22 protein-coding genes and 1 CRISPR repeat array are annotated in these 26,981 nt (G+C 70.2%); of the genes, 12 read left to right on the top strand and 10 right to left on the bottom strand.

The genetic code is table 11. The features are described from left to right. Window position 1: 1 nt before the first annotated feature. Window positions 2-817: a CRISPR direct-repeat array (repeat unit 36 nt; unit sequence GTGCTCAACGCCTTCCGGCATCACGGCGAGCGGCGG). Window positions 818-1,168: 351 nt separating this feature from the next. The 8 genes from cas6 to G4D83_RS34190 form a co-directional block, all read right to left on the bottom strand. Beyond that, window positions 1,169-1,801 carry a type I-MYXAN CRISPR-associated protein Cas6/Cmx6 gene (cas6, locus tag G4D83_RS34225; RefSeq protein WP_163869077.1) on the bottom strand — a complete coding sequence of 211 codons (633 nt, stop codon included), beginning with the start codon at window positions 1,799-1,801 and terminating at the stop codon, window positions 1,169-1,171. A 268-nt stretch (window positions 1,802-2,069) separates the two neighbouring features. Then, complete coding sequence (locus G4D83_RS34220; protein ID WP_163869076.1) at window positions 2,070-3,032, bottom strand: SWIM zinc finger family protein; 963 nt, start codon at window positions 3,030-3,032, stop codon at window positions 2,070-2,072. Further along, the gene (locus G4D83_RS34215; protein ID WP_163869075.1) at window positions 3,029-6,010 is read right to left on the bottom strand and encodes a DEAD/DEAH box helicase; all 2,982 of its coding nucleotides are present in this window, start codon (window positions 6,008-6,010) and stop codon (window positions 3,029-3,031) included. Before G4D83_RS34215 ends, G4D83_RS34220 begins: the two co-directional genes overlap by 4 nt. A gap of 252 nt (window positions 6,011-6,262) precedes the next feature. After that, window positions 6,263-6,745 (bottom strand): SMI1/KNR4 family protein, encoded by a 483-nt coding sequence (locus G4D83_RS34210; RefSeq protein ID WP_163869074.1) that lies wholly within the window; start codon window positions 6,743-6,745, stop codon window positions 6,263-6,265. 3 nt (window positions 6,746-6,748) lie between these two features. Further along, window positions 6,749-7,135: a hypothetical protein gene (locus tag G4D83_RS34205; protein ID WP_240356907.1), complete on the bottom strand. Its 387-nt coding sequence runs from the start codon at window positions 7,133-7,135 to the stop codon at window positions 6,749-6,751. Between the two features lie 330 nt (window positions 7,136-7,465). After that, window positions 7,466-7,852, bottom strand: coding sequence for a translation initiation factor (locus G4D83_RS34200; protein ID WP_163869073.1), 387 nt, complete (start codon window positions 7,850-7,852; stop codon window positions 7,466-7,468). Window positions 7,853-7,872: 20 nt separating this feature from the next. Beyond that, entirely contained in the window at window positions 7,873-9,231 is a 1,359-nt protein-coding gene (locus G4D83_RS34195; protein ID WP_163869072.1) for a vitamin K epoxide reductase/DsbA family protein, read from the bottom strand. Continuing rightward, a complete protein-coding gene (locus G4D83_RS34190) occupies window positions 9,228-9,554 on the bottom strand; it encodes a cupin domain-containing protein (RefSeq protein ID WP_163869071.1) in 327 nt (108 codons plus the stop codon). Before G4D83_RS34190 ends, G4D83_RS34195 begins: the two co-directional genes overlap by 4 nt. 38 nt (window positions 9,555-9,592) lie before the next feature. Here G4D83_RS34190 and ygfZ point away from each other — a divergent pair, with 38 nt between their 5' ends. From ygfZ to G4D83_RS34170, 4 genes are all read left to right on the top strand, one after another. Then, the gene (ygfZ, locus tag G4D83_RS34185; RefSeq protein WP_163869070.1) at window positions 9,593-10,651 is read left to right on the top strand and encodes a CAF17-like 4Fe-4S cluster assembly/insertion protein YgfZ; all 1,059 of its coding nucleotides are present in this window, start codon (window positions 9,593-9,595) and stop codon (window positions 10,649-10,651) included. Window positions 10,652-10,785: 134 nt separating this feature from the next. Beyond that, complete coding sequence (locus G4D83_RS34180; protein WP_163869069.1) at window positions 10,786-12,279, top strand: fused MFS/spermidine synthase; 1,494 nt, start codon at window positions 10,786-10,788, stop codon at window positions 12,277-12,279. Beyond that, entirely contained in the window at window positions 12,276-12,734 is a 459-nt protein-coding gene (locus tag G4D83_RS34175; RefSeq protein WP_163869068.1) for a hypothetical protein, read from the top strand. The genes G4D83_RS34180 and G4D83_RS34175 overlap by 4 nt, the downstream gene beginning before the upstream one ends. Next, window positions 12,731-13,210, top strand: coding sequence for a hypothetical protein (locus G4D83_RS34170; protein ID WP_163869067.1), 480 nt, complete (start codon window positions 12,731-12,733; stop codon window positions 13,208-13,210). The genes G4D83_RS34175 and G4D83_RS34170 overlap by 4 nt, the downstream gene beginning before the upstream one ends. Here G4D83_RS34170 and chrA read toward each other — a convergent pair. Then, window positions 13,197-14,393, bottom strand: coding sequence for a chromate efflux transporter (gene chrA, locus G4D83_RS34165; protein WP_163869088.1), 1,197 nt, complete (start codon window positions 14,391-14,393; stop codon window positions 13,197-13,199). The genes G4D83_RS34170 and chrA overlap by 14 nt on opposite strands. Before the next feature lie 111 nt (window positions 14,394-14,504). Between chrA and G4D83_RS34160 the strand changes: the two genes are divergently transcribed. Together G4D83_RS34160 and G4D83_RS34155 are read left to right on the top strand one after the other, a co-directional pair. Further along, entirely contained in the window at window positions 14,505-14,921 is a 417-nt protein-coding gene (locus G4D83_RS34160) for an OsmC family protein (RefSeq protein WP_163869066.1), read from the top strand. Between the two features lie 86 nt (window positions 14,922-15,007). After that, window positions 15,008-16,279, top strand: a complete 1,272-nt coding sequence (locus tag G4D83_RS34155; protein ID WP_163869065.1) for a JmjC domain-containing protein — start codon at window positions 15,008-15,010, stop codon at window positions 16,277-16,279. A 3-nt stretch (window positions 16,280-16,282) separates the two neighbouring features. Here G4D83_RS34155 and G4D83_RS34150 read toward each other — a convergent pair whose 3' ends face one another. Then, window positions 16,283-17,647 carry an FAD-binding oxidoreductase gene (locus tag G4D83_RS34150; protein ID WP_163869064.1) on the bottom strand — a complete coding sequence of 455 codons (1,365 nt, stop codon included), beginning with the start codon at window positions 17,645-17,647 and terminating at the stop codon, window positions 16,283-16,285. Window positions 17,648-17,819: 172 nt separating this feature from the next. Here G4D83_RS34150 and G4D83_RS34145 point away from each other — a divergent pair, with 172 nt between their 5' ends. The 6 genes from G4D83_RS34145 (at window position 17,820) to G4D83_RS34120 (ending at window position 26,944) form a co-directional block, all read left to right on the top strand. Next, window positions 17,820-19,082: a glycosyltransferase gene (locus G4D83_RS34145; protein WP_163869063.1), complete on the top strand. Its 1,263-nt coding sequence runs from the start codon at window positions 17,820-17,822 to the stop codon at window positions 19,080-19,082. A gap of 178 nt (window positions 19,083-19,260) precedes the next feature. Further along, window positions 19,261-19,449 (top strand): mersacidin/lichenicidin family type 2 lantibiotic, encoded by a 189-nt coding sequence (locus G4D83_RS34140; protein WP_163869062.1) that lies wholly within the window; start codon window positions 19,261-19,263, stop codon window positions 19,447-19,449. A 122-nt stretch (window positions 19,450-19,571) separates the two neighbouring features. Next, window positions 19,572-20,171 carry a hypothetical protein gene (locus G4D83_RS34135; protein WP_163869061.1) on the top strand — a complete coding sequence of 200 codons (600 nt, stop codon included), beginning with the start codon at window positions 19,572-19,574 and terminating at the stop codon, window positions 20,169-20,171. Beyond that, on the top strand, window positions 20,168-22,546 hold the full coding sequence (locus tag G4D83_RS34130; RefSeq protein WP_205522784.1) for a peptidase domain-containing ABC transporter: 2,379 nt from the start codon (window positions 20,168-20,170) through the stop codon (window positions 22,544-22,546). The genes G4D83_RS34135 and G4D83_RS34130 overlap by 4 nt, the downstream gene beginning before the upstream one ends. Window positions 22,547-22,594: 48 nt before the next feature. Next, window positions 22,595-23,659 (top strand): hypothetical protein, encoded by a 1,065-nt coding sequence (locus tag G4D83_RS34125; protein WP_163869060.1) that lies wholly within the window; start codon window positions 22,595-22,597, stop codon window positions 23,657-23,659. Window positions 23,660-23,722: 63 nt separating this feature from the next. Further along, window positions 23,723-26,944, top strand: coding sequence for a type 2 lanthipeptide synthetase LanM family protein (locus G4D83_RS34120; protein WP_163869059.1), 3,222 nt, complete (start codon window positions 23,723-23,725; stop codon window positions 26,942-26,944). Window positions 26,945-26,981: the final 37 nt, after the last annotated feature.

Here is a 26,981-nt window from a genome sequence, read left to right as displayed (position 1 = left end):
TGTGCTCAACGCCTTCCGGCATCACGGCGAGCGGCGGCCCCCACCCGTACGCCAACGTCGATGCGGTCCTCACGTGCTCAACGCCTTCCGGCATCACGGCGAGCGGCGGGATCCAGTGCCGACGCGCCATCAACGAGAAGGTCAAGTGCTCAACGCCTTCCGGCATCACGGCGAGCGGCGGCAGGTGACTGGCGGCGGCACTGTCGTCTCGGAGGTGTGCTCAACGCCTTCCGGCATCACGGCGAGCGGCGGCGCGCAGCTCCGAGTCCAGCAGGCGTTGTGTGACGGTGCTCAACGCCTTCCGGCATCACGGCGAGCGGCGGCAAGGACGCCATGGCAACCAAACCAGAACGCGAATTGTGCTCAACGCCTTCCGGCATCACGGCGAGCGGCGGGACGGACGTGGTACGCGATGAAGCAGGCCACCAGGTGCTCAACGCCTTCCGGCATCACGGCGAGCGGCGGGGTGCCTCGACGCGGGGTGCGACGGCGTCGAATGGTGCTCAACGCCTTCCGGCATCACGGCGAGCGGCGGCAAGCCCGCGTGTTTCAGTGGGTCAATGATATCAGTGCTCAACGCCTTCCGGCATCACGGCGAGCGGCGGGGTGCCCTCCCCCTCGTCTGGCACGGGGTTGAGTGTGCTCAACGCCTTCCGGCATCACGGCGAGCGGCGGCGGCATCCGCAAGTTCTCCATGTTCTTCACCAGCCGGTGCTCAACGCCTTCCGGCATCACGGCGAGCGGAGGCAGTGCAGGCGAACCCCCCGTGCAGTGACTTCGGGTGCTCAACGCCTTCCGGCATCACGGCGAGTGGCGGAGCCGCACCAGAATCCCAAGCAGTTCCAGCATCTTGGCTCCCCCCCTTTTCAAGCACCCCCACCCTTCTCGGCGCCATCTCCACCCGCGAGCCATCCCACATCATCCAACCTCCTGAATCTCCAAGCCTTTTCCCCATTCATGCACCTATTCACCTGTCAAAGAGCCCCAACCCCGCGTCACGCCAGGGCTTCCGCCCATTTCCCCCATCCCCACCTCCGCCACGCCGAGGTGCTTGAAAGTCCAATCCCTCACACCCCGCTCCCGACGAGCCCGCACTCCACCGCCCCCCAGAAACAAACAAAGCCCGGGCGTCTCCGCGCCCAGGCCCGCCTGCTCCCATCTCAAACCCCTACACCGCGCCCGCCACCCCCTGCTGCTCACGCGGCCAGGTCCCCACGCCGACGCGCAGGCGCGTGGGCAGGAACAGCCCGCACCCCATGTGCCGCCTCCCTCCCATCCCCCGCGCCTGCAAGAGCACCGACGCACGCGGCGACAGGTTGCTCAGCATCAGCCCATAGCCAATCACCTTCTTCCCCGCGATACCCACCACGCGCCGCCGCCCCACATGCACCGTGGCCTCGCACCCCAGCTCCGCCAGGGCCCGCTTCACCGCGCCGCGGAAGCTCGCGTCATCCACCGCGTTCTTGAACGTCACCACCCGCGCGGACAAGGACACCGGCGCCTCCAGCGGGAACACCCGTGGCATCCCCAGCGCCACCTCCCCTCCCCCCACTTCAATCGCGGCGCCCCCCAAAGGCAGCCACACCGGCAGCGTCTCCGCGGGACACCGCACCCGCAACGTCCCATGCCCCACGAGCAGACTCTTCCCGCTCGCTCGAGTCCCTCGCAGGTTGAAGATGCCGACGTCCTGGCGCTCATGCAGCCCCGGCAGCCGGTGCGACAGCGCCGAGAACAACGCATACCCATGGTCCAACGGAACCCCACCGCCTCGCGCGGGGTAGACGAGGTCAATCACTGACATGTTCAGCCTCGATGGCCCCGCCTCGGCGGGACGATCCTACGGGGGAAGTCCTCGCCAAGACCCCTGACGAGGGCACAGAGGTGCCAGCCCCGCGAACGGCGGCGCGACGCCACGGGCCCACCCTCCCAGGAGGGTGCCCAGGCACGTCCGAAACTCGGGGAGCAGGGGTCATCACGCATCTCCACGGGGAAGACGCCAACGCCGCGCGCATCCCTCGCGGCCCCTCACACATTTCTCCCCGCCTCCCGCCGAGCCACGCCCCCTCGCCTCAGCGACCTCCCTGCTTCGAGCGCCGCCCCTTCCTCTTCGCGCCCGCCTCCCCAGGCTCCTGGAGCGCGATGCGCCGCGCCACCTCCGCCGCCGCGCGGACCTGCGGCGCGAGCACCTCCCCGGGCGCCTCCCCCGCTCCCCACGACGCCGGCGCCCCCAACTGCCTCAGCACCGCCCCATGCACCACCGGCGCATCGAACGAGAAGCTCAGCGCCGGCAGCGGCGCGCGCGGCACGTCGTAATCAGCCGGAGTCAGCTTCCCAGGCTTCACGCCCGGCGCCTCCGACACGGGCTCCGCCACCGCCCGCGTCCCCCGCCTCCGCTTCGCCGGAGTCGACGGCGAAGTCGCGGCCGGACGCGTCTCGCCCACGCGCGCGGCGCGCAGACCGCCGAGCACCTGCTCCTTCGTCCTGCCGCGCAGCTCGAACAGGAGGAACGGGTCGCCGTCCAACGCCTCGCCGAGCACATAGTGCGTGGCGGCCACGTGCTTGCACGGGTCTCCCCAGTCCGGACACGAGCAGTTCGTCGTCAGGTCCTTCCGGCTCTGGGGGAACAGGCTCACCTTCGCCGCGAGGAACACCGCGTCGATCTCCTGCGGCATCGTCCCCGCGAGCAGCTCCGCGGCGTACCGTGCCTGGCCGGCCATCCCGGCGATGGCCTTCTCCCAGACGGCGTCGCTGAACTGCCCGAGCTTCAGCGAGATGGCATAGGGCCGAGGCCGTGAGCCCGTCACCTTCGCGGTGACTTCACCGCCACGGATGACCAGGTCATGCGTCCGCCCTGCCCGCGCATACGTCCGCCCCCGGGCCAGCCGCCCCGAGTCACCCCCCAGCACGCGCTCCAGCGCCTCCAGCCAGCGCTGGCCCCACCACGTGGAGCCGGCCTTCTTCATCTTGATGCCGTGCTCGGGCGGCGGCTTCTTCGGCGCCGACTTCCAGCCCCAGTCGCCCCAGCGACTCATGACCCCACCTCCCGCCGACGCGCCCCTCGTCGGGACGCGCTCCGCCGCGGGGCCTCCACCTCGCCCTCGCCCTCGTCCGCGACGGCGCCCGCGGACAGCGAGAACAGCTCGCGCAGCGCGGCCGTGTCCAGCTCCGTCACCCAGCTCTCGCCCGCGCCCACGACGCTCTCGGCGAGCTGGCGCTTCTGCTCGAGCAGCCGGTCAATCTTCTCCTCGACGGTGCCCGCGCACACCAGCTTGTGGACCTGCACCGCGCGCTTCTGGCCGATGCGATACGCGCGGTCCGTGGCCTGGTCCTCGACGGCGGGGTTCCACCAGCGGTCGTAATGGAACACATGGCTCGCGGCCGTCAGGTTCAGGCCCGTGCCGCCGGCCTTGACGGACAGCACGAAGATGCGCGGGCCATGGGGCTCCTCCTGGAAGCGCCGCACCGCCTCGTCGCGCGCCTTGCGGGACGTGCCGCCGTGCAGGTACAGCACCTCGTGCCCCAGGCTCTCCGACAGGTGCGCCACAAGCTTGTCCCCCATCTCCCGGAACTGGGTGAAGACGAGCGCCTTGTCCCCCGCGGACAGGGACTCCTCGAGCATCTCCGTCACGCGCGCCAGCTTCCCCGAGCGCCCCGGCAGGGGCCCCGACTCGCCGAGGTACTGCGCGGGGTGGTTCGCTATCTGCTTGGTGAACAGCAGCAGCGCGAGCACCCGGCCCCGACGCTCGATGCCGTCGGACTGCTCGATGCGGCGCAGCTCGTCGTCCACCACCGCCTTGTAGAGCGAGGCCTGCTCGCGGGTGAGCGTGCAGACGACCTTCATCTCGTTCTTGGCGGGCAGGTCCGCGATGATGGTCGGGTCGCTCTTGAGGCGGCGCAGGACGAACGGGCCGATGATGCGCCTGAGCAGGGTGGCGGCCTCCTGACTGCCATGGCGTTCGATGGGCAGCGCCAGCTCGCGCCGGAAGGTCTCCAGGGGCCCGAGCAGGCCGGGGTTGGCGAACTCCAGGATGGACCACAGCTCCGCGAGGCGGTTCTCCACCGGCGTGCCCGTGAGGGCGAAGCGCTCGCTGGCGCGCAGCGCCCGGGCCGCGCGGGCGGTGGCCGAGGCCGAGTTCTTGATGTTCTGCGCCTCGTCGAGCACCACCGTGGCCCAGTCCACCTTCGCGAGCAGCTCGGCGTCGCGGCGCAGGAGGCCATAGGTGGTGAGCACGAGCACTCCCGGTCCACGAGGCACATCACGCGCCGCGCGGGCACGCTCCGCGCCGTAGTGGGGTGTCACGCGCAACGAGGGCGCGAAGCGGGCCACCTCGCGCTCCCAGTTGCCCACCACGGAGGTGGGCGCCACCAGCAGCGTGGGCCGTGAATCGCGGGGCGCGCGCTCCAGCCGTCGCAGCAGGAAGGCCAGCATCTGCACCGTCTTGCCCAGACCCATGTCATCCGCGAGGCAGGCGCCGAGCCCCAACGAGGCCAGCGTGTCCAGCCAGTGCAGCCCTCGTGACTGATAGGGCCGCAGCGTGGCGTTCAGGGCGCTGGGAGTTGCCTGGGCCGTGGCCCCGCCCGACCGCAGCCGCCCCAGGCGCTCCTCGAGCACGCCGGTGGCGAGGACGGTGACGGGGAGCGAGCCGTGGCGCGTCTCTCCGAGCAGGGCCACGCGCACCGCCTCGCTGGCCGACATCTGGCCGGGCCCCTGGGCCAGGTGGCGCTGGATGGCGTCGAGTTCGTGGGGATCCACGGCGACCCACTCGCCCCGGAAGCGCACGAGAGGCGCCTTGCGCTGGGCGAGCAACTCGAGCTCGCGCGGGGTGAGCGGCGTGTCGCCCAGAACGGCATCCCAGTCCACGCGCAGGAGCGCGTCGAGCCCGAGGCCCGCGGCACCATCGACGACGCCGGCAACCTTCGCGTTCGCGCCCACGCGCATTCGAAGCCGCAGGCGGCGCCGGCCCGAGGTGGTGAGTTCCCCGGGGACGATGACGCCGAAGCCCGCGTCGGCGAGCCCGCGCGCGCCCTCGGAGAGGAACGCCCAGGCGTCGTCGGGTTCGAGCAGGAGGGCCTCGGGGCGGGGGCTCTCCAGCACGAGGGCGATGGGCGCGAAGAGCCGGGACGCGCGACCGAGCGCCTCGAGCAGTGACTCCTGCGGGTCGCGGAAGGCGCGGCCGAGCTTCTCCAGGCGGTGCCCGCGGGACTTCCAGACGTCGGTGGCGGACACGAGCAGGCTCGGGTCATCGGGCGCCTGGAGGTGGAAGCTCAGCACGAAGGGCTCGCGGTCCTCCTTCGGGGGCTCCAGCCGGAAGCAGGCGCGCAGTCTGTCCCTGGCGCCGAGCGCGGGCTCGCTCCAGCGCGTCAGCTCGTCGACGACGGAGCGCTCGGCGAAGCCCTCGGGGGCGAAGTCACGGCGCGCGCCCGAGAGCGCCGCGCGCCAGCGCTCGTCCCAGGACGCCGGTCGACGAGAGGAGGAGCGGGGAGACAGGGAGGGCCCGCCGCGCGCGGCGCGAACGAAGGCATCGACGGTGGCGTCGAGGAAGGCGCGCAGCAGCGCCTCCGGGGCCCAGACGGCAGAGCCTCGTTCGGGGTGCACGGGGACGGCGTGCGCGGCGGCGGGCATGCTCCGGGCGAGAGCGACGACGCGGCTGGAGTCCTCGGAGGCGGAGAGGGCCGCGGCCCAGCGCGCCTCGATGCGCTCGCTCCTTCTCAGGAGGGTGGGCACCACGCGCTCGCGCGCGAGCAACTCCAACGCCAGCTTGCTGGCGAGCGTCCAGAGGGCGAGTGAGCCGGGGAAGGACTCGACCTCTGAAGTGGGCGCCACCGCGAACCGCTCGACGGTAGCGGCGAGCGGCAGCCCGCGGCCCGCGCACTCCCGGAGCCCCTCGGGGGTGACAAGGACGGCGGAGGCGCTCTCGCCCGCGTCGCGCAGGTCGGAGAAGGCGCGAGGCAGGGGCTCTCGGCCCCAGAGGAACAGCGTCTCGGCGTCGGGAAGGAAGACGAGGGGCATCGGACGACAATCTAGTCCCGTGTCCTCGGAGGGGTGGGAAATGAAGCGGGACGCCCGCACGAACGGTCTCCAGTGGACCGTTCGCCAAGACCCGCATCGACGGCTCGGGCCCTGTCCGCTCCGCCACGCTCACTCCCTCGGTTGCCCGCCCATCGGCCCTCGCGCATCCACGGTCGAGACCACCTCATGCAACGCCTCGCACGAGCCACTCGCGAAGGGATTGTGGAACGACCCCAACAGCGATGCAGCAACTCACGCTGGCGGGAGCCAGTACCAACTCCCGTTCGAGCGGAGTGCACCAGCGAGGAACTCAGAGAACGAGGCCGCAATCCGCAGGCAGTAGTCGGGGTCCGGGAAACCCTCGCGGTAGCCATCGCGCAGAGAATACCGACCTGACTCCTGGTGGCTCACGTCGAGGAGGATGTAATTGCTGTCCCGTACCGCGCACACCGCGTACCAAGACTCGGGACCCGCCTTGTCGGTGTCGTCCTGGCTCATGACCACCCGCGCACGCTGAATCCTCGACAGGGGGAGGAACGAGAACGCGGGGTCCCTGAACGTGGGGGCGCGGGGGTCGAATAGGTCGGCACCATCGCAGTGCAGGTAGAAGGCACGCAGGTCCGGGTCGAGGCTCCACCCCACTCTCTGCTCGAACGCTTCGATTTGCTCGGGCGTCGCAGGAGGGTTGGGGGAGTGGAGGCGCGACACCTCGGCAAGGAGTTCGGCCATGCTCATGGGCTACTCTCCATAGGGGTAATCAGGCCCGACCTGGGTCCATGGAGGGCTGTTCGCATAGCACTGGTTATAGAGCCCGTTCAGCGTGTCGTGAATGTCCTTGGCGAATGGAAGGATGTTCTCCCAGTCGGTCGGGTTGCCACCGTGCTTCAAATCTCGGATGTGGTGCCCTGGATAGGCCAGCCCGGTCTTATCGGTGGGCCATGCACCGAAGCGGGCTGCCCACTGTTCACGGAACCCGTCACGGACGTTGTCCCACTGGGCACGCGATGACTGATTCGCACTGACGCTGATTGTCGAGTAGTTGCAGCAACAGTGCGTCATTCCGAAGCGGCTTCCGGCTCGCACGACAGTGCCCTGAAAATCCATCTTCACATCAGCCAGCCACATGCAGCCCTGGAGTGCATGACCACTCCCCGCGCACTTCTCCCGGCAGTAGTTCATGAGCTGGTTGCTGCACTGCCACGGACCGTAGTGGATGACGGTGCGAAACTGCCCCCCGCCCGGCACATTGACCTCGGGGCCTACCCACTTCCGGACTGCGGCATCCGGCCGTGAAATGGGCCCCTCCGCACATGCGGCGTGGCGCAACACGGCCGTCAAGACTGAGCGAGTACGACGGGTGCGCCACCTGTTCTTGTTTGTCATGGCGCGCAGTCTGCCGCGCCACTCCCACGTGTCCGATTTGACGGGGGTACATCCAGTACCACCAGCCCCCGCTCAGCCCACCGTCACCTTGCGCACGCCGCGTGCCTCCAAGAGCGCGGGCAGCCGCTCACGCTGGTCACCCTGGAGCACCAGCGTGTCGTCCTCCACCACGCCTCCGCACCCCAGCGAGTTCTTCAGCGCCTTGAGCCACACCTCGCGCTGGGGCACGGGCAGTTCCAGATGTTCCACCACCGTGACTTCCTTGCCGCCCCGCCCCTTGCGCTCCATCCGCACCACCGCGCGCGCCGGGCCCTTCGGCTCGGGCTTGCGCACCGGTGCCGCGGCAGGCGCTGCGGGCCCCACCGGCAGCGCCTCCCGCTTCGCCGCCAGCGCGGCGAAGGGATTGTGGAACGGCCCCACCGGAGCCGCCGGCTCGTCCTTCTTGTCACGCTTGCCCATGACGAGACGCCCGCCGTCGCTCAGTGGTTGTGGCCCGCGTGGTCGTCCTGCGGCATCGCGCGCGGCGGAGGCAGCACGTCGAACGCGGGCGCGCTCGGATTCCCGTTCGCCATCACCAGCGCGTACAGGAATGGCGCGGACGGCATTGCCTGCCGCCCGTTCACCACCACCAGCGGCGTGCCCGTGAACTGGTAGCGCAGCGCATACGCCGTATCCTCCTGAATCTTCGCCGCCGTCGCCGCGCTCGCGATGCACGCATCCAACTGCATCCGCGACACCGAACCGGAGGAGGCAATCTCCATCACCCGCTCCGTGTCCAACACCGCCTGCGCCGCGAAGAGCTTCTCCCGCAGCGTCCAGAAGTCCGGCGCGCCCTCCAGGCAGATTTGCGCCTTCGCCGCCACGCACCGCACCGTGGGCGCATCCGGCCCGCGCTTGGGCATCGCCGGATTGCACGAGCCATCCAGCGGGAACTGCCGCGCCTCCAACGACAGCCTGCCCTCCGGCACGCGCTTCTTCAGCACCGCCAGCTCCTCCACCAACGCCTTGCAGTGGGGGCACTTGCTGTCCGTCCACTCGACAATCTTCACCGGCGCGTCCACCGGCCCATAGCGGTGACGCGCGGGCGCGGCGGCGGCCTGCGGCACGCCGTGCCGGTACTGCGCCAGCGCGTTGGAGATGAACTGCTGCTGCGCCATCGGCAGCCCGCGCAGGTACGCCTCCAGCGACGCGGGCGTGGCCGCCTCCGTCGTCGACGACGAGGCCACGGGCAGCAGCTCCCCCACCTTGGGCTGCGGCGTGGACAGCGAGCGGCCCGGCAGCAACACGGCAACGAATACGACGACGGTGATGCCGACCGTCCACTGGAGCCCGGGGACCCACTGGCCCGCACCGGCCGGCAGCCCCTTCCACGCGACACCGGCGATGGCCGCCACCAGCGCGTACGTCCCCAGACACGTGGGGCACACCACGCCCGTCTGGAAGCTCGCGAAGGCGAACACGAGCACCGACACCACGCCCGCGATGGCCGCGAGCCGCAGCCCCTGGGCCGCCGGACCCACCGGCTTCCCCGAGCGCGCACGCGCCAGGTACAGCGCCGACAGCGCCACCACCGTCAGGCCCCACACGAGCCCCAGGCCCGCGACAGGGATGCCGAACAGCTCATGCATGCGGGTGGCGAACGGCGAGTTCCACACCGTCTCGCAGTTCACCGTGTCGGACACGCCACACACGGTGGAACCACCGGCGCGCAGCGTGAGCAACTGGCTCCACTGGAAGACGGACAGGACGCTCGCGGCCACGCCCAGCACCAGCAACACCACCCCGACGCGGAAGGGGACGGGGGTGGCGGCCTTCTGGGGAGAGGACTTCGGACTCATGCGTGCTCCGGGGGCGGGGTCATCAAGACAAGCAATCGGGCGGAGTCGGGGCCATCGTTGGCGACACCGTGCTCCGCGCCCGAGGGGGCGAAAACCGCCGCGCCCACACCGTGGACCTCCTCCTCGGCGCCGACGCGGAAGCGGCAACGGCCTTCCAGGACGACGTAGACCTTGTCGGAGGTGGCGTGGTGATGCGGCTTCTGGGCCTGGCCAGGCGCCAGACAGTAGACGTCGAGGAAGAAGCGCTCGGACTGGAAGACGTTGAGCTTCCGGAGCTTCTCCGGGGAGAAATCCTGGAAGGACGACAGGTGCTTCACATCCATCGTGGCATTCGCTCCTTCGCCTCTATATAGCGACGGACATGGAACCGCTGTCTCTGCATTTTCTTCACGAAGAAGCGGGGGCCCGCTTCATCGATGTGCGCGGCCGGGAAGTCGTGGCCGGGTATGGCAACGGCGAGGACGGCTACCGGGCCGCCGTGGAGGCCGTGGCCCTCCACGATGCCTCCTACCGTGAAATCCTCCGGATAACGGGGGAGGACAGGGCCTCCTTCCTACATGGAATGGTGACCCAGGAGGTGAACAACCTCCCCGTCGGAGCCGCCACGTACGCCGCCCTGGTGAATGTGAAGGGGGCCATGGTGGCGGATGCCCGCATCCTCAAGCGGGAGGCGGACCTCTTGATGGATGTGGAGCCGGGCCACGGCGCCAAGGTCCGGGAGTTCCTGGAGAAATACCTCATCTCCGAGGACGCCGAGCTGCACGACGCGACGGGCGAGTACGGCATCCTCCGGCTGCTCGGCCCCCGGACGGCGGGGGTGCTGGGCGAAGGGTTCGCTCCCCTGGCGCACCAGGCCACCCGGGCGATGACGCTCGCCGGGCAGGAGGTCCTCCTGGTGGGCAACACCTCGGTGGAGCCCCATGGCGTCGATGTGTGGGTGCCGCGCGCGGGCCTGGAGGCCGCGTGGCGGGCCTTGAGCCAGGCGGGCGCCGAGCTCGGCCTCAAGCCGCTGGGCTTCGAGGGCCTGGAGCTGTTGCGCGTGGAGGCCGGGGTCCCCCGCTACGGGCAGGACATGGTGGACACCACCATCCCCATGGAGGCCAACCTCACCGGGGCCATCTCCTACAACAAGGGTTGCTACATCGGGCAGGAGGTCATCGCCCGGGCCACCTTCCGCGGCCACATGAACCGCAAGCTGACGGGCCTGCTCTTGGGCGAGCTCGACGCCGCGCCGGGCACGGAGCTGCGCCGGGGCGAGAAGAAGGTGGGCTGGCTCACCAGCGTGGTGCGCTCGCCGGCCCAGGGACAGCGCGTGGCCCTGGGCTACGTGCACCGGGACTCGCTGGAGCCCGGCACCGAGCTGACGCTGGCGGGGGGCCCCGACACCGTGAAGGTGGCCCCCCTGCCCTTCAAGGCGTGAGCGTGACACCGCTGTCAGTGGAGCCGTGAGTCACTGACAGCCTTGTCGCCCGCACCTCGGGGTTCCTCCCCTGGGGCCGTGGAGTTACGGGCTGTTGAGTATGGAACGGGCCTTGCTCATCCGGGCCCCCGCTCATGAAGCCCTCTTCACTGACGTGGTTGTCCTTCCTCTCTGGCGCCACGGTGATGGCGTCGGAGATGGCCGCCTCGCGACTGGTGGCCCCCTACTTCGGGAGCAGCACGCCGGTGTGGGCGGCGCTCATCTCCCTGGTGCTGGGAGGGCTTGCGCTGGGGGCGCACCTGGGCGGGCGATGGGCAGACCGCGCGGAGCGACTGGAGCCGCTGCGCATGGCGCTGTGTGTCGCGGCGCTGCTCCTGGCGGCCCTGCCCTTCCTGGCGAGGGCCCTCTTGCCGGGGGCCACGACGGCGGTGATGACGGGGCGTCCACTGGAGGCCATGGGGCGCGTGGCGTTGGTGGTGCTGGTGGCGGTGCCGCCGCTGCTGGCGCTGGGCGCGGTGGGGCCGTTCCTGTTGCGGGTGGGGCTGGGCGGCGTGGCGTCGGCGGGGGCGCATGCGGGGCGGCTGTCCTCGGCGTCCACACTGGGGAGCATCGCCGGGACGCTGCTGGCGGCCTTCGTGGTGCTGCCGTGGCTGGGCACCGCGCGGGCGATGGCGTGTTTCGCGGGGCTGCTCGGGCTGACGGCGGCACACGGGCTCGGGTGGAGGTGGCGGGTGGTGGCGGTGGGCGTGCCGGTGGTGGCGCTGGCGTTCGGAATCCATGCACTGCCGCGACATCCGCGAGCGCTGGAGGTGGCCGAGTCCCCCCATGCCTTCGTGCAGGTGCTGGAGTCTCCCGAGGGGACTCGGAGCCTGGTGTTCGACGAGGGCTTCGCGGTGCAGAGCACGTGGTTGCCCGGGCAGCCGGTGCGGGAAGAGGTCTTCGCGCACTACCTGTTGACGCCGGCGATGGCGCGCGCGGAGCCTCGGGCGCCTCGCGTGTTGCTGCTGGGGTTGGGGGCGGGCACCAGCGCGCGCGGGCTGCGCGAGACGTATCTGGGGGCGCGGGTGGTGGGCGTGGAGCTGGACGCGGCGGTGGTGCGGCTGGCGCGGACGCACTTCGGACTGGGGGCCGAGGTGGAGGTGCACGTCGGGGATGCACGCGCGTTCCTGGAGTCGGACTGGCGGCGCTACGACGTCATCATCGTCGACGCGTTCCGCTTCCCCTATGTGCCCTTCCATCTGACGACCCGTGAGTTCGCGCGGAGCGTGGCGGAGCACCTCGTTCCTGGCGGAGTGGCGTGCTTCAACGTGGGCCGTTTCCGCGAGGAGCGAGGGGTGGTGGACGCGGTGGGCGGCACGCTGGCGTCCGTGTTCCCCCGAGTGCTCGCCGCGGATGCGCGCAACCACAGCAACACGCTCTTCTTCGCGGGCGAGGAGGGCATGGCGGAGCGGCTGGCCGCGAGGACGGAGCGGCTCCCACTCTCGCTGCGCCCGCTGGCGACGCGTGTCGTCGGAGAGCTGCGCGCGGTGGCCTCGGGGGAGCCCCTGACGGATGACCGGGCTCCGGTGGAGCTGCTCACCGACGCCATCCTCCTGCGTGCACTGGTGCGGCCGGAGGGGCTGCGGTGAAGGCCCTGCCTCGCCTGCCAGAGTTCTTCGCCCCACTGCCCCTGGCGGCCGTGGCGTTGATGGCGGTGAATGACCGCTGGCTCAAGCCCGCCTTTCACAACACGCTCACCGGCAAGCTGTCGGATGTGGCCATCTGCTTCTTCCTGCCGCTCTACGTGTCCGCGCTGCTGGCCCTCGCGACTCGCTGGCCGCGAGGTGTCCGGCTGGGAGTGGGCGCGGCGCTGACCGCCGTGCTGTTCACCGCGCTCAAGGTGTCGCAGCCGCTCGCGGACCTCTTCTGTCAATGGCTGCGTCCCCTGGGCGCACCGTTCGGACTCACCGGCTTCCGCGCGGTGGCCGACCCCACGGACCTGCTCACCCTGCCCTTCATCGCGGTGGCGATGCTGTACGGCCGCGCCACGCTGCTCTCCCAGACGCCGGCCACGTCCCTCACTCCCCCCGGAGCCTTGTCATGAAGCCCTTGCTGAGAAACCTCGCCACCGTCGCCGCACTGGCCACCACCGGGCTGCTGCTCGTCGCCGACTCGTCGCGCCGCTGCGAGCACGGCGCGCTCAATGTCGCCTTCGACGTCAGCGGCAACACCTGCGGCACCAATGGCACCTTCCGCGTCCTTTCGGATGAGGACTCGTGCGAAGTCACCACGCAGGGCGCGGAGGCGCTGGGGTTCCCCGCCTTCGGCGATTCGACCCAGGACTCCCTGGACATTCCCAAGGGCGAATGGTCGCTGCATGACCGCAACCACACCGTGCACCTGGGCGCGGATGGCGGTGTCGTGCGAGCGGACGCGGGCTCCACGACGACCATCGACGCCAACCGACACTGCGAGAACACGCTCGAGGGCGACAAGCTGCGCCTGACGTGCATCGACCGGCGCAGCGACCTGTCCGGAGACGAAGTGGCCCGCTGCGAGGCGACGCTCACCCCGCGCTGAGGCTCTTCACCAGCCACCCCACCGCGCCTCCGCCCAGCACCAGCCAGGCGGAGTTGACGCGGAAGCGAAGCAACAACACAGCGGACGCGATGGCGAGCCCCACCGTCCACGCGTCCACCAGCGCCGCCCGGCTGAGTTGCCACGTCACCACGGCCATCAGCGCCAGCGACGCCGCGTTGACACCATCCAGGAACGCTCCCGCCGCCCAGGAGGCGCGCAATCGCGGCACCAGCGGCCCGCTGAGCGCGACGAAGAAGAACGCGGGCAGGAAGATGCCCACCGTGGCCACCACCGCTCCCGTCATTCCCCCGAGCACGTAGCCGATGAACGTGGCCGTGGTGAAGACAGGACCGGGCGTCACCTGCCCCACCGCCACCGCGTCCAGCAACTGCGCCTCCGACAGCCAGCCCAGCCTCTCCACCAAATCAGCGCGCAGGAAGGCCAGCAGCACGTAACCGCTGCCGTACAGCACCGAACCCACCTTCAGGAAGAAGAGGAACAGGCCCTGCTGCGTGAAGGGCACGGCCGCGCTGGCCCCGCCCAGGGGAAGCATCAGCGCCCATGGCGACACCATGGAGTTCGACGAGGGCCCCCGCGCCCGGCGGTGCTCCACCGCGCGCCACGCGAGCACCCCGAGCCCCGACAGCAACAGGAGCAGCAGCTCGTTGACGCCGAGGAACGCCGCCGAGACGGAGCACAAGGCCACGACGGCGGCGAGCTTCGTCTTCACCACGGTGAGCGACAGCCCCCACAGCGCTTGCAGCACCACGGCGATGATGACGGCCTTCACCCCGGACAAGAGCGCGCTCACGTCCGGCAGGGTGCCGAAGCGTGAGTAGGCCCAGGCGAAGCTGGTGACGATGAGGAACGCCGGGAGGATGAAGCAGACCCCGGCGACCAGCAGGCCGGGCCAGCCGCCGCGCCGGTGGCCGATGTGGATGGCCAGCTCCGTGGAGTTGGGACCGGGGATGAGGTTCGCCGCGCCGAGCAGGTCCACGAACTCCTCGCGCGTGAGCCAGCGCCGACGGCGCACCACCTCGTCCTCCATGAGCGCGATGTGCGCGGCGGGTCCACCGAAGGCCGTGGTGCCCAGCCGGAGGAACAGCAACGCCAGCTCCCGGAGCACGGCGGCTCGGTCGCTCGGCGAGGAAGACGTGGGGCTCGCGGGCTCCAGGGAAGGCATCTCCACGAAAAGCTACCCCAGGAAGAGGGATGCGCCGCTGAAACAACCAAGCGACTTCCCACCCATGCACGGTCCTTGTCACGCGGGCCGCGTCCTGGATTCATGCCCGGCATGACCACCCCAGACTCCACGCTGCTCGCGGCGGCCGTCGTCGAGAGCCAGGCCGGCTACACGCAGTCGATTCGCACCGGCAAGCACCACTTCCAGGCTGACGAGCCCACAGCCCTTGGTGGCGCGGACCAGGGCCCGGCGCCCTATCAACTGCTGATGGGCTCATTGGGCGCGTGCACCGCCATCACCTTGAAGATGTACGCCGCGCGCAAGGGCTGGGACCTGGGGCCCCTCACCGTGAAGCTCAAGCTCTTCCGCGAGAACGGCACCGAGCGCGTGGAGCGCGTGCTCTCCGTGGGCCCCACCGTGAGCGAGGAGCAGCGCGCCCGCCTGCTCGAAATCGCCGCCAAGACGCCCGTGACGCTCACGCTGTCCCGAGCCCTGGACATCCAAACCACGTTCGCACCAGCGCCCTGACCCGGGCGAAACGGAGGGTGTCTCGACGCGCGCCATGTCTCGCGACTACCGTTGAGACATCGCCAACTCGTGCAAGGGGTCTTCCGATGCTCGGTGGTACCGGCCGTGAACTCGCGGAGCTGCTGCATCCCATCACTCCCGAGGATTTCCTCGCCGAGTACTGGGAGAAGAAGGCGCTCTTCGTCCGGGGCACGCCCGGGAAGTTCAAGGGGCTGTTCGACCGCGAGCGGTTCGACAGGGCCATCCTCCACGCGGGCTTCGACAAGCGAGCCCCCGCGTCCTTCGGCATCCACTCCTTCTGGCGCAACCGTCACGACCAGTACGCCGCCATCCAGATTGAGCCGCAGCAGGTCCGCGAGGCGCTCACCTCGCGCACCACCGTCTGCGTCAACGACATCGGCGCGGGAGACCCGGGGCTCGCGCGCTTCGCGGCCGATATCAAACGCCAGCTCCAGTTGACGAGCCCCGTCCGCTTCAACTGCTACCTGTCCCCGCCGGGCGAGGGCCTGGACACGCACTACGACGCGCGCCACGCGATGGTCATCCAGATTGAGGGCCGCAAGCAGTGGCGGTACTCGCGCCAGCCCGCCATGAACTACCCGCTGCGCAACGCCATCGTCGAGCAGGACGGCCGCGTCCGGCAGAGCGACGGCAAGCCCATCAAGGACGTGGCCACCCCGGATGCGAGCCAGTTCGAGGAGGTGCTGCTGGAGCCGGGCGACCTGCTCTACCTCCCGCCGGGCTGCTGGCACGACGCGAAGGCCAATACCGAGTCCTCCCTCGCGATGAACATGGCCTGCGAGACGGTGGGCTTCTTCGGCATCCTCGGACCGGAGCTGGAGCGGGTGCTCCAGGGCCGCGTGGAGTGGCGCGCCCTCGTCCCCGCCTCGCTCGCCTCGCCCACCACGGGTGGTGCCATGCCCCCCGAGGTGCGGCGGTTCATCTCCACCCGCCTGGAGGAGTTGCAATCACTGCTCGGAAAGCTGGCGGCGGATGACACGGAGCTGGAGCGCCTGTGGAGACGCGCCACCACCACCAGTCCCCAGCCAGCCCCGGCCCGCCAGACGGCGGAGACACCGCTCCAGCCCGACGTCGTCCTGGTGCGCACCGAGCCATATCCCCTCGTCTACGCCGCGCGCCCCGCCACGCCGGGCGCCGCGATGTCGATGGTGTATGTCTATGGCGCGAACACGGAGGTCGCCCTCGGTGGAGACGCGCTGCCCCTGATACGCGCCCTCTCCGAGCGACAGCGCTTCTCCCTGGCCGAAGTGGAGATGTGGACGGGCGGCCTCCGTCTCGAGCAGGCCCACGAGGTCCTCAAGGTGCTCGTGGCCCGGGGCCTGCTCCGCCCCGAGTAGGCGTCAGGGGAGCCCGCCCGGATTGAGCAGCCCGTCCGGGTCCAGCTCCCGTCGCAGCACTTTCAGTCGCGCATACGCGTCGCCGTAGAAGCGCTGCATCAACTCTGGCGTCAGCTCGTTGCAGCCGTAGAGATACGGCCGGCCACCCAGCTCCAGGCAGCGCGCCAGGAAGTCGCGGTGCGCCTGCCGGGCCAGCTCCGCCTTCGCGTCCTCGCCGGGTTCGATGCGGTAGTAGACGCCGATGCCGTAGAGCCTCGACGCCGTCGTCCCAATCGAGCGGATGTCGAACGGCCAGCGCACCTCGCCCCGCTTCAACGCCAGCATCCGCACCAGACAGTTGTCGTCCCAGACGCGCTCGCGTGGACCGGCCTCCAGGTATTGCACGAAGGCCTTCAGGCCCTCGTAGTCGAAGCAGTAGTCGCTCCAATACTGGCGGGGCAACGTGTCCAGGGGGCCGTCGGCCCGCGTCCGCGCCTGGATGAAGTAGCCCGGACGGACGAGCAGGTGCGTGCGCCGCTGCGCCTGCTTCTCCAGTGGCCCCGGAATCGGCGTGGACGCGGCCTTCGCCTCGTCCTCGTGGCTGGCGCCGAAGACGCTCTGCACCTGCCCGCGCTTCTGCTGTCCGAAGAAGTGGTCCGGTGAGGCCCCGTCGAAGTCCGCGGTCCATGCCAGGGACTCCACCAGCGCGCCCAACGAGTCGAACTCGTTGATCTGCACGCGCACCGCCGGACGATACGGATGCGTCCGCATGACGACGCGCTCGATGACGCCCACCTGCCCGAAGCCCCCGAGCGCGTACTGGAACAGCTCACCGTCCTCGGTCCGCGAGCACCAGCGCGCGGAGCCATCCGGCAGGATGAGGCGCAGCCGCTCCACCTGGTCCAGGTGCGCGCCGTACTGCAGCGAGCGCGCGCCATAACCCGCGACGGACAGCGTGCCACCCAGCGCCGTGGCCATGTGGTCCGTGAGCACGGGCGCGGTGCGGCCCACCATGTTGAGCGCCGCCTCCAGCTCGCCCCAGCGCGTGCGCGTGGTGACTTCCACCGTGCCATCCTCGTTCACCAGGATGTCGGGCTCGCCCCCCACGTTCTCCACGACGATGCCGCCGTCGCTGAGCGACTGCGCTCGCAGCGAGTGGCCCGAGCCTCGGACGGTGACGGAGACACCGCGCTCGCGCGCCACCCTCAGCGTGTGGACCAGGTCCTGCTCGCTCCAGGTACGCACCACCACGGCCGGATGCCGCTGCTGGATGCCGCCGAAGTCGTGGCTGTAGGGCCGCAGCTCCAACGGTGAAGAAAGGATGGGTTGTCTGACGCCGGCGCCGAGCGCCTTCACGAGTGCGTCCTTCTCTGCCGCCGACATCTCCATGCTTCACACTCCGGAAGAACCCCGCGTCGCGCACCCGCCGCCACGGCGCTCGGCCGAATCATGACCCAGGTTGGGGCGAGACAGACAGGCCACCGTGAAAGCAGCGAAACAAGAAGCTGTTACAGTCGCTGGCAGTGCACCTGAGCGCCACGGGCGCCCCGAAGGACAGGCGATGCGCTTTCTCTTCACGTCCCTCACCAGCTACGGCTCCCTCGGTCCCGCCATCTCCGTGGCACTGGAGCTGCGCAAGCACGGCCATGAGGTGGCCTTCGCCACCGGCCCCACCATGAGCCCGCTCCTGGAACGGGTGGGCCTGCGACGCATTCCTCGCGGCAAGGAGGACGGCCCCAGCTTCGTCGTCGAGCGCACCGCCAACCCGCTGGAGCAGGCCCGGCAGGTGAAACACATCGAATACGCCCTCACCGAGTTCCCCGCCGACGTGCTGGTGGGACAGGCCATGGCCTTCGGCGCGGTGCTCGCGGGCGCCCGGCACCAGATTCCCTCGGCGGTCATCGGCCTGGCCGCCAGCATCCTGCCCACCGACGCCATGCTGGAGCGGATGTCCCCCGAGTTCCGCGCCTACCAGGTCCACCGGCTCGCCGGCACGCTCCCCTATGACGAGTTCCTCAAGGACCGCTACGCGCGGCTGATGGAGTCCTACGATTTGGGCAGCGAGATGTTCTGGCTGCCCAAGCGGGACGTCCCCTCCAGCCAGTCACCGCTGCTGGGAGACCTGCACCTGCTTCAGACTGTCGAGGAGCTCGAGGGTCCGCTGGACGTGCTGCCTGAAGTCACCCACCTGGTGGGCAGCCTCGGCTGGGACTTCATCGAGCCGAACCCGGAGCTGGAGCAATGGCTGACGGAGGCGCGCGCCTCGGGAGAACCCATCCTCTATGCCCAGCCCGGACGCGTGTTCAACTCTCCCGGCTTCTGGGAGGAATTGCGCGACGCGCTCGGAGACAAACCCATCCGGGTGGCGGCCTCCACCGGCCGGTTGGACCGCGACGTGGGGCGCGTGCCCGCCAACTTCTTCGTGCGGCCCCATGTCCCCCAGGCCACGGTGCTGCCCTTTGCCCAGGGCATCATCTCCAGCAGCACCACGGCCGCCGTGCTCGGCGCGCTCACCCATGGACTGCCCCTGTTCCTCATTCCAGGCGGCGGCGGTGGAGAGCAGTCTGACTTGACCCTCCGCTGTCTGGCCGCGGGCGTCGCCGTGCACCTGCGCCCCGAGGATGTCACCGTCGCCCGGCTCGGCGAGCAGGTGGAAGCGCTGAGAGACAACGCCTCCTTGAGACATCATGCGCGGCGGCTCCAACACGCCTTCGCCCAGGCCCCGGGAAGCGCTGGCGCCGCGTCCCTGCTGGAGCGGCTCGCCGTCGAGCGGCGCCCCATTCTTCGCACGCGGACGCAACCCCTCGCTCATGAACTTTTATGACGAGAACTCGCTGAATTCCGGCAATACATTCAAGTATCAGTGAAAAATGATACCCCCGTCTTGCCGGCGGTTCGTTAGTCAACTCATACTGGGCTTTCTCGGGAGGCGTGCTGACAGGCGAATCCCGGGTGCGTTGCCGCAGGTCCCTCGCTGTACTCCCGTTGTAAAGGAGAAGCCCATGTCTGATTCCGTCAAGTCTGAGATCATCCGTGCGTGGAAGGACGAGGAGTTCCGCAACAACCTGTCCGAGTCCGAGCGGGACCTCATCCCCGCGAACCCGGCCGGCATCCTGGAGCTGACCGACGAAGTCCTCGGCGTTGCCTCGGGCGGTCTGGCCGCGGCCAGCTGCGACTGGTGCAGCTGCTAGTCTCAATCAGGACCGTGCTTCACTGCCCACAAGGCAGTGGAGCCGCCTGAGATGTGTAGCGTTCTCACAGTGCCTCCAGTGCCCACACCCCTGGCGGGAGCCACCTTGGCGAAGGGCCATTCATGAGCGCGCCCCCCTCCTCCATCTTCCGCACCGGCGCCTTGGAGCGCTTCGTCCAGGGACGCTCCCAGTTGGTGCTCCCCGCGTTCGTCGCACCGCGCGCCCAGGCCCTGATGTGGTTGGCGCTCGTGCTGGTGCTGGGCTGCGGCGCGCTCGCCTGGAGCGCCCGGGTTCCCCGCTTCGAGTCCGGCGTGGCCATCGTCGTGGAGGGCACGCGCGTCAGCCCCCTGGCCCGGCCGGGTGAGCCGCTGCTGCTCGTCTTCCTGTCGCACCAGTCGCTCCCCGCGCTCCAGCCCCAACAGCCGCTCGTCGTGGAGCCCTCGTCCCCCGCCGCCCGCCTGCGCGCGGAGGTCCTCACCGTGGAGCCTCAGCTCCTGAGCCCCAAGGCCGCGCGGGAGCGCTTCGGCGTGGACCTGGTGCCGTCCCAGCTCGGCGCGGCTCCCTCCGCTGTCCTCGTCGCGCGGCTGAGCGCATCGCCCGAGGGCCCGTCGCCTTCCGACTTCCTGGGCGGCACCTTTCCGGTGAGCGTCCGCGTGGGCTCGCAGCGACTCATCGAGCTGCTCGCGTTCAACCGTGACGCCGCGCGGAGCCACGGTCGATGAGCCTTCCGACCAGGCCCGCCGCGCCGTCCTCGGAGTCCACCGCGCAGTCCTCGGCTTCGGCCACGGCGCCCCAGGAGCCCACCGCATCGCCCCCGGATTCCCCCACGCCGTCGCCCCGGCTGTTGGACCGGGTGATGCGCCTGCTGTGGCCGCTGGTGCTGTGGTTCCGCCGTCGGCGCGTGCCCGTCATCCTCCAGCTCAGCACGCGGGAGTGCGGTGGCGCGTGCCTGGCCATGGTGCTCTCGTATTACGGACGCCGCACCGCCGCGGCCGACTGTCGCGAGTGCCTGGACACCGGCCGTGACGGCGCCTCCGCGCTCGCCATCGTCCGCGCGGCCCGGACACACGGCCTCATCGCGCGGCGCTACTCCGTCACGCTGGCCAACTTCCACCGCATCCCCCTGCCCGCCATCGTCTTCTGGGAGTTCAACCACTTCCTCGTGGTGGAGCGCTGGACGCCGTCCCACGTGGATGTCGTCGACCCGGCGCGCGGACGTCGCCGGCTGACGCCCTCGGAGTTCGACGCGGGCTTCACGGGCCTGGCCCTGTCGTTCGAGCCGAGCCTCCAGTTCCAGCGCCGCAAGCACTCGGGCGATTCGTCCTGGCGCACGGTGCTGTCCTACGTGGTGGGCGTGCCGCGCTTCGGCGCGTTCCTGGGACAGATTTTCGCCGCCTCGCTGATGATGCAGGGCATCGGCCTGTCGCTGCCGCTGCTCACTCAAGTCGTCGTGGACCGCGTCCTGCCGTATCGCGCCGTGGATTTGATGACGGTGCTCGGGCTGGGGATGGCGGTGCTCGTGGTGGCGCAGGGGTTGACGAGCTACCTGCGCTCGGCCGTCATCATCTACCTGTACGCCCGCCTGGACTCGCGGATGATGCTGGGGCTGTTCGGCCACCTGCTCACGCTTCCGCTGCGCTTCTTCCAGCAGCGCACCACGGGCGATCTGCTCACGCGGTTGGGCAGCAACGTGGCCATCCGCGAGGCGCTCACCAGCCGCACGCTGTCCGTGGTGCTCGACGGCCTGCTGGTGCTCGTCTACTTCACCATCCTGCTGTTCCAGGCGCCGCTGTTCGGCATCGTCTCCATCATCATCGGCGCCATCCAAGTGGCGCTGCTCTTGAGCACCAACCAGCGCATCCATGGCCTCACCCAGGAGAGCCTGACGGCGCAGTCGGAGTCGCAGAACTACCTCACCGAGGCGCTGATTGGCGTGGCCACGCTCAAGGCCTCGGGCGCCGAGCAGCGGGTGCTGGACCACTGGTCCAACCTCCTGATGAAGCACCTGAACGTGACGGTGCGCCGCAACCACCTGTCATCGGTGCTGGACTCCGCGCTGCTCACGCTGCGCACCTTGGCTCCGCTGCTGCTCTTGTGGCTGGGCGCGCGCCAGGTGCTCGCGGGGGAGATGTCGCTGGGCACCATGCTCGCGCTCAACGCGCTGGCCGTCTCCTGCATCCAGCCGCTCGCGTCTCTCACCGCCACCGGTCAGCAGCTCCAGATGGTGGGCGCGCACCTCAACCGCCTCATCGACATCCTGGAGGCCACGCCGGAGCAGTCGCTGCCGGACGTGAAGCCCATCGACAAGCTGTCCGGCCAGGTGGAGCTCAAGGACGTCAGCTTCCGCTACTCGCCCGAGGGACCCGTTGTCCTCGACGGGATTTCGCTGAGCATCCAGCCCGGGCAGAAGGTGGCGCTGGTGGGACGCAGCGGCTCCGGCAAGACGACGCTGGCCATGCTGCTGCTCGGCCTGCACGAGCCCTCCACGGGCGAAATCCTCTACGACGGCCAGCCGATGCAGTCGCTGGACTACGTCATGCTGCGCGGGCAGTTCGGCGCGGTGCTCCAGGAGCCGTTCCTCTTCAGCGGCTCGCTCCGGGAGAACATCACCTTCAGCGACCCGTCCCTGCCGCTGGAGCAGGTCATGGAGGCCGCGAAGCTCGCCGTCATCCATGACGACATCGAGAAGATGCCCATGGGCTACGAGACGGTCATCTCCGGCTCGGGCGGCTCCGGACTTTCGGGTGGACAGCGGCAGCGGCTCGCGGTGGCCCGGGCGCTGGTGCGCAAGCCCGCGCTGCTGCTGTTGGACGAGGCCACCAGCCAGCTCGACGTGCTCACCGAGAGCACGTTGGACGACAACCTGGGGGCGCTGTCCTGCACGCGCATCCTCATCGCCCACCGGCTCAGCACCGTGCGTGACGCGGACCTCATCCTCGTGCTGGACGGCGGCAAGCTCGTCGAGCGGGGCACCCACGTGGAGCTGATGGGCCGCGAGGGCCACTACGTGGAGCTGGTGCGCAAGCAGCTCTCGGAAGACGCCCCCAGCAAGGGGGCCGCCGAGCTCCCCCCTCACTCCCAGCGGCTCAGCGGCTGAGCTCCATCCCCGACACGCAACGAAGAGAGGCTCCCCCTGCGTCTGTCCATGGAAGACTATCTGCGGCTCGCCGTGCCGTTCGTCCCGCCAGCGCTCGTCTCGCCCGAGGCGCTGCGGCCCATCCTCGGAATCGCCCGTCAGCTCCCCCCGTGCGCGAGCAGCGGCTTCGAGTGCAGGCTGGGTGACGACGCGCCAGTGGGGGACTTCCTCATCAACCTGCTCGCCGCCGATGGCACCCGCGCCGCCTTCGCGGGACACCACCCCGACTACCACCCACCCGACGCGTTCCTGCACAGCCCCGTCTGGCAGCGCGTGCGCGACTACTGCCGGACGTGGGCCAGTCCTACCTCCCCTCTGCACAAGCGCGTGAGGGACATGTGGCTGGAGTTCGACCTTCAGGAGCTGGAGGGCGAGGTCCCCATCCCCGGTGTCTTCTTCGGGCCGGAGCAGCCCCCGGAGGACCTGCTCGACACCGTGCGCGGCAGCCTGGAGTTGCTGCGCGGCCCCGGGCGCGCGGACATCCCCCCGGCGATGCTGCGCTGTCTGGAGCTGCTGCCCGGCCCGCCGCGCATCGAGCAGGTGGGGATGATGTTCTCCCGGCACACGGACGCGCTGCGGCTGTGCATCCGCGGGCTGCCCCATCAGGGCCTGGGCACCGCGCTGCGCGACGCGGGTTGGCCGGGCGAGGCCGATGTCCTGGACGCGCTCCTGGAGGAGACGCGGCCCTTCGTGGACGACTTCACGCTCGACATCGACGTGGGTGAGGGCATCCACCCCAAGCTCGGCCTGGAGTGCATCCTGGACCAGGACCCCAGCCCGGCCCGCTGGCAACGGTGGTTGGACACGCTGGTGGCGCAGGGGCTGTGCACGCCGCTCAAGCGCGATGCGCTGCTGACCTGGGCGGGTGTGCAGAGCTCCCTCACCCACGAGGGACAGTGGCCAGAGAACCTGGTGCGCGCCAGCGAGCGGATGCCCGGCCAGCACAGCGGCTTCGCCCGCCGCATCAACCACGTGAAGCTCATCCACCAACCGGGGCAGCCGCTCCAGGTGAAGGCCTATCTCGCCTTCCGGCACTACTGGTTGCGCAACCCCTCCCGCCCGCTGGCCACCTGACGACCGGCGCGGTGCCACCCAGGTGGCCCCCACCGGACGCGGCACTCCTCGACGACCCCCATCATGTCCCAGCCGCCGCCCGACCTCGCCTGGTACCACGCCCTCACGCTCACCGAGCGCATCGCCTCCCTGCGTGCCCACCCGGACACGCCGGGCGGCTCGGTGGACGCGGCCCTGGCGGAGCGCCGGCTCAAGCGCTGGCGCGAGAAGCCTCCGCTCTCCGACGACGCCCTCTTCGCGCAGCGGCTGGCCTCCGCGGGAATCTCCGAGGACACGCTGCGCCAGTTGCTCGGTGAGCCCATCGAGGCCGTGCGCGCCCGCGTCCCCGTCGCGCCCGCGTGGATGCATGACGTGGAGGCGGCCCTGGCGCGGCCCGCCCCCACCACGCGCCTGCCCTACCCCGCGTCGTATGTGAACAGCCCGAACGCGGCGCTCATCGTCGCCGCGGAGCCCTTCCTGCGTCAGGGCTTCGAGCGGCTCCAGGCAGGAATCTCGGCGCTCGTCGCCTCGGGAGCGGCGCTGCCCTTCGACCCGGAGACGGTGGGCGGGGTGCTCTTCGCCTCGCTGCCTCCCACCGTGTTGGACCTGCTGAGCCGCACGCTCGTGTTGGAGCTGCACGTGGCCCGCCTGTCGGAGCTGCTCGACGGCCAGACGCCGCCGGAGCGCTTCCAGTCCTTCGTGAAGCGGCTGCGACAGCCCGACGTCCTCGCCGCGCTGTACCGCGAGTACCCGGTGCTGGCTCGCAACCTGGTGACACGTGTTACCCTGTGGGCCGACACGAGCCTGGAGTTCCTCCAGCGGCTGTGCGCGGACCAGGAATCACTGCGACAGATGCTCCATTCCGGCAAGGAACTGGGGCAACTCACCGAGCTGAAGGCGGGGCTGGGAGACATCCACCGGGGCGGCCACTCGGTGGCGCGCGTCACGTTCTCCTCCGGGCTCACCGTCATCTACAAGCCTCGCTCGCTGGCGACGGACCACCACTTCCACGCGCTGCTGGAGTGGGTGAACGCGCGCGGTGTCTCCACGCCCTTCCCGCTCACCCCTCGCGTCGAGCGCGACGGCTACGGCTGGGTCCAGTGCGTGGAGGCCGAGACGTGCACCGACGAGGCGCAGGTCCACCGCTTCTACCAGCGCCACGGCGGCTACCTGGCGCTGCTGTACCTGCTGGACGGCACGGACTTCCACTTCGAGAACGTCATCGCCGCCGGTGAGCACCCGGTGCTCATCGACCTGGAGTCACTGCTGCATCCGCCCCTGCGGCTGACGGAGCAGGCGGACCTGCTCTTGCGCGAGCAGGAGGTGTTCGCCTCCGTGCTGCGCGTGGGGCTCCTGCCGGGCCGGGCGTGGGAGGACGCGCGCACCGCGGGCGTGGACATCAGCGGCATGGGCAACCCAGAGGGCCACGCGGGTAACCGCAACGCCCCGACGATGGAGGGCGCCGGCACGGACGAACTGCACTACACGCGCAAGCCCCGCGCCTTCCGCCGAGGCCTCAACCGCCCCACCCTCAACGGCGAGGACGTGGACCTGTTCCACTACCAGGACAGCGTCGTGCGCGGCTTCTCGGAGGTCTACTCGCTCTTGCGCCAGCACAAGGACTCGCTGCTGGGCGAGTGGGGCCTGTTGACGCGCTTCGCGCACGTGGAGGTGCGCACGCTGCTGCGGCCCACGTTCGTCTACAAGACGATGCTCATGGAGAGCCACCACCCGGACCTCCTTCGCAACGCGCTGGACCGCGACCGTTTCTTCGAGCGGCTGTGGCTCGACACGGACCGCTTCCCGTTCCTCACGCAGGTGAATCAAGCGGAGCGCCAGTCCCTGGAGCGCGGCGACGTGCCGCTCTTCACCACGGTGCCGGACAGCACGAGCGTCTGGGGCGAGCCCGGCGAGGAGATTCCCGGCGTCTTCGACGAGCGGGGACTGGAGCGACTGAAGAAGCAGGTGGACCGGCTGGGCGAGCAGGACTTCGAGAAGCAGGTCTGGGCCATCCGCGCCTCCTTCGCCACGCTGGGAATCGAAGCGGACCCGCTCCGACTCGCGCGCCACGAGCCCGTCCCGGGCACCACTCCGCTCACCCGCGAGCAGTTGCTCGACGCGGCTCGCGCATTGGGTGACCGGCTGGAGGTGCTCGCGGTGGGCGGCCGCGAGGAGTGCTCCTGGTTCGGCCTGACGCTGGGGTGGAACCGGCAGTGGCGGCTGAGCCCCCTGGGGTTGGACCTCTACGGCGGACTGCCCGGCGTCGCGCTCTTCCTGGCGACCCTGGGCGAGGTGACGGGCGAGGCCCGCTACACGGAGCTGGCCTGGGGCGCCGTCCGCACCATGGAGCGCAAGCACGGCGAGCCCCGACATCAACCGGCGTCGGTGGGCGGCTTCCTCGGATGGGGCGGACTGCTCTACACGTACACGCAGTTGGGCACGCTGTGGCAGCGGCCGGACCTGCTGGACCACGCGGCGACGTGCATGGCTCAGTTGGAGCCGCTCATCGAGCAGGACGCGAACTTCGACATCCTGGATGGCGCGGCCGGGTGCATCCTGGCGCTCGCGGCGCTGCACCGCGCGGCGCCCTCCGAGCGCGTGCTGACGGTGGCCCGACGCTGCGGTGAGCACCTGGTGGCGAGCGCCCGCGCGCAGAAGGTGGGCGTGGGCTGGCACTCGCGACTGGAGCCGGACGCGGCACTGACGGGCTTCGCTCATGGCACCGCGGGCATCGCCCTGGCGCTGGTGGAGCTGCATGCGCTCACCGGCGAGGCGCGCTTCCTGGAGACGGCGCGACAGGCGCTGGCCTACGAGCGCTCGTGCTTCGTGCACGAGAAGGACAACTGGCTCGACCTGCGGGGCCGGCCCGAGACGCCGCGCTTCAAGACGTCCTGGTGCCATGGCTCCACGGGCATCGGCCTGGGACGGCTCGCGTCCCTGCGACGCATGGAGGACAAGGTGGCTCGCGAGGAGCTCGCCGCCGCGCTCCGGGACACCCGGGCGCTGGGCATGGGACGCGACCACTCGCTGTGCCATGGCGACCCGGGCAGCCTGGAGCTGCTCCTGGCCTCGCGCGAGGCGGCGGGTGGGGACGCGGCGACGGACGACGAATTGGGGCGCTGGGGCGCCACGCTGTTGGCGAGCGCCAGGAAGCATGGCTGGCTCTCCGGCGTCCCCCTGGGTGTGGAGACACCTGGGTTCATGGTGGGGCTTTCTGGAACCGGCTACGCACTGCTGCGCCTGGCCGAGCCCCATCGAGTACCCTCGGTGCTGATGATGGAAGCGCCGCGAGGCGCGCGACGGTGAGCGTGGGTGGCGAAGTCGCTCCAGGCGACCCGCGAGA

It is taken from the genome of Myxococcus eversor (genome assembly GCF_010894455.1).
Classification (GTDB): domain Bacteria; phylum Myxococcota; class Myxococcia; order Myxococcales; family Myxococcaceae; genus Myxococcus; species Myxococcus eversor.
This window is presented reverse-complemented; position numbering and strand designations above follow the sequence as displayed.

Excerpts from the sequence above, each read along its gene's own strand:
- cas6 (WP_163869077.1), bottom strand. The coding sequence starts at position 1,801 with ATGTCAGTGATTGACCTCGTCTACCCCGCGCGAGGCGGTGGGGTTCCG.
- G4D83_RS34220 (WP_163869076.1), bottom strand. The coding sequence starts at position 3,032 with ATGAGTCGCTGGGGCGACTGGGGCTGGAAGTCGGCGCCGAAGAAGCCG.
- G4D83_RS34215 (WP_163869075.1), bottom strand. The coding sequence starts at position 6,010 with ATGCCCCTCGTCTTCCTTCCCGACGCCGAGACGCTGTTCCTCTGGGGC.
- G4D83_RS34210 (WP_163869074.1), bottom strand. The coding sequence starts at position 6,745 with ATGAGCATGGCCGAACTCCTTGCCGAGGTGTCGCGCCTCCACTCCCCC.
- G4D83_RS34205 (WP_240356907.1), bottom strand. The coding sequence starts at position 7,135 with ATGTGGCTGGCTGATGTGAAGATGGATTTTCAGGGCACTGTCGTGCGA.
- G4D83_RS34200 (WP_163869073.1), bottom strand. The coding sequence starts at position 7,852 with ATGGGCAAGCGTGACAAGAAGGACGAGCCGGCGGCTCCGGTGGGGCCG.
- G4D83_RS34195 (WP_163869072.1), bottom strand. The coding sequence starts at position 9,231 with ATGAGTCCGAAGTCCTCTCCCCAGAAGGCCGCCACCCCCGTCCCCTTC.
- G4D83_RS34190 (WP_163869071.1), bottom strand. The coding sequence starts at position 9,554 with ATGGATGTGAAGCACCTGTCGTCCTTCCAGGATTTCTCCCCGGAGAAG.
- ygfZ (WP_163869070.1), top strand. The coding sequence starts at position 9,593 with ATGGAACCGCTGTCTCTGCATTTTCTTCACGAAGAAGCGGGGGCCCGC.
- G4D83_RS34180 (WP_163869069.1), top strand. The coding sequence starts at position 10,786 with ATGAAGCCCTCTTCACTGACGTGGTTGTCCTTCCTCTCTGGCGCCACG.
- G4D83_RS34170 (WP_163869067.1), top strand. The coding sequence starts at position 12,731 with ATGAAGCCCTTGCTGAGAAACCTCGCCACCGTCGCCGCACTGGCCACC.
- chrA (WP_163869088.1), bottom strand. The coding sequence starts at position 14,393 with ATGCCTTCCCTGGAGCCCGCGAGCCCCACGTCTTCCTCGCCGAGCGAC.
- G4D83_RS34160 (WP_163869066.1), top strand. The coding sequence starts at position 14,505 with ATGACCACCCCAGACTCCACGCTGCTCGCGGCGGCCGTCGTCGAGAGC.
- G4D83_RS34155 (WP_163869065.1), top strand. The coding sequence starts at position 15,008 with ATGCTCGGTGGTACCGGCCGTGAACTCGCGGAGCTGCTGCATCCCATC.
- G4D83_RS34150 (WP_163869064.1), bottom strand. The coding sequence starts at position 17,647 with ATGGAGATGTCGGCGGCAGAGAAGGACGCACTCGTGAAGGCGCTCGGC.
- G4D83_RS34145 (WP_163869063.1), top strand. The coding sequence starts at position 17,820 with ATGCGCTTTCTCTTCACGTCCCTCACCAGCTACGGCTCCCTCGGTCCC.
- G4D83_RS34140 (WP_163869062.1), top strand. The coding sequence starts at position 19,261 with ATGTCTGATTCCGTCAAGTCTGAGATCATCCGTGCGTGGAAGGACGAG.
- G4D83_RS34135 (WP_163869061.1), top strand. The coding sequence starts at position 19,572 with ATGAGCGCGCCCCCCTCCTCCATCTTCCGCACCGGCGCCTTGGAGCGC.
- G4D83_RS34130 (WP_205522784.1), top strand. The coding sequence starts at position 20,168 with ATGAGCCTTCCGACCAGGCCCGCCGCGCCGTCCTCGGAGTCCACCGCG.
- G4D83_RS34125 (WP_163869060.1), top strand. The coding sequence starts at position 22,595 with ATGGAAGACTATCTGCGGCTCGCCGTGCCGTTCGTCCCGCCAGCGCTC.
- G4D83_RS34120 (WP_163869059.1), top strand. The coding sequence starts at position 23,723 with ATGTCCCAGCCGCCGCCCGACCTCGCCTGGTACCACGCCCTCACGCTC.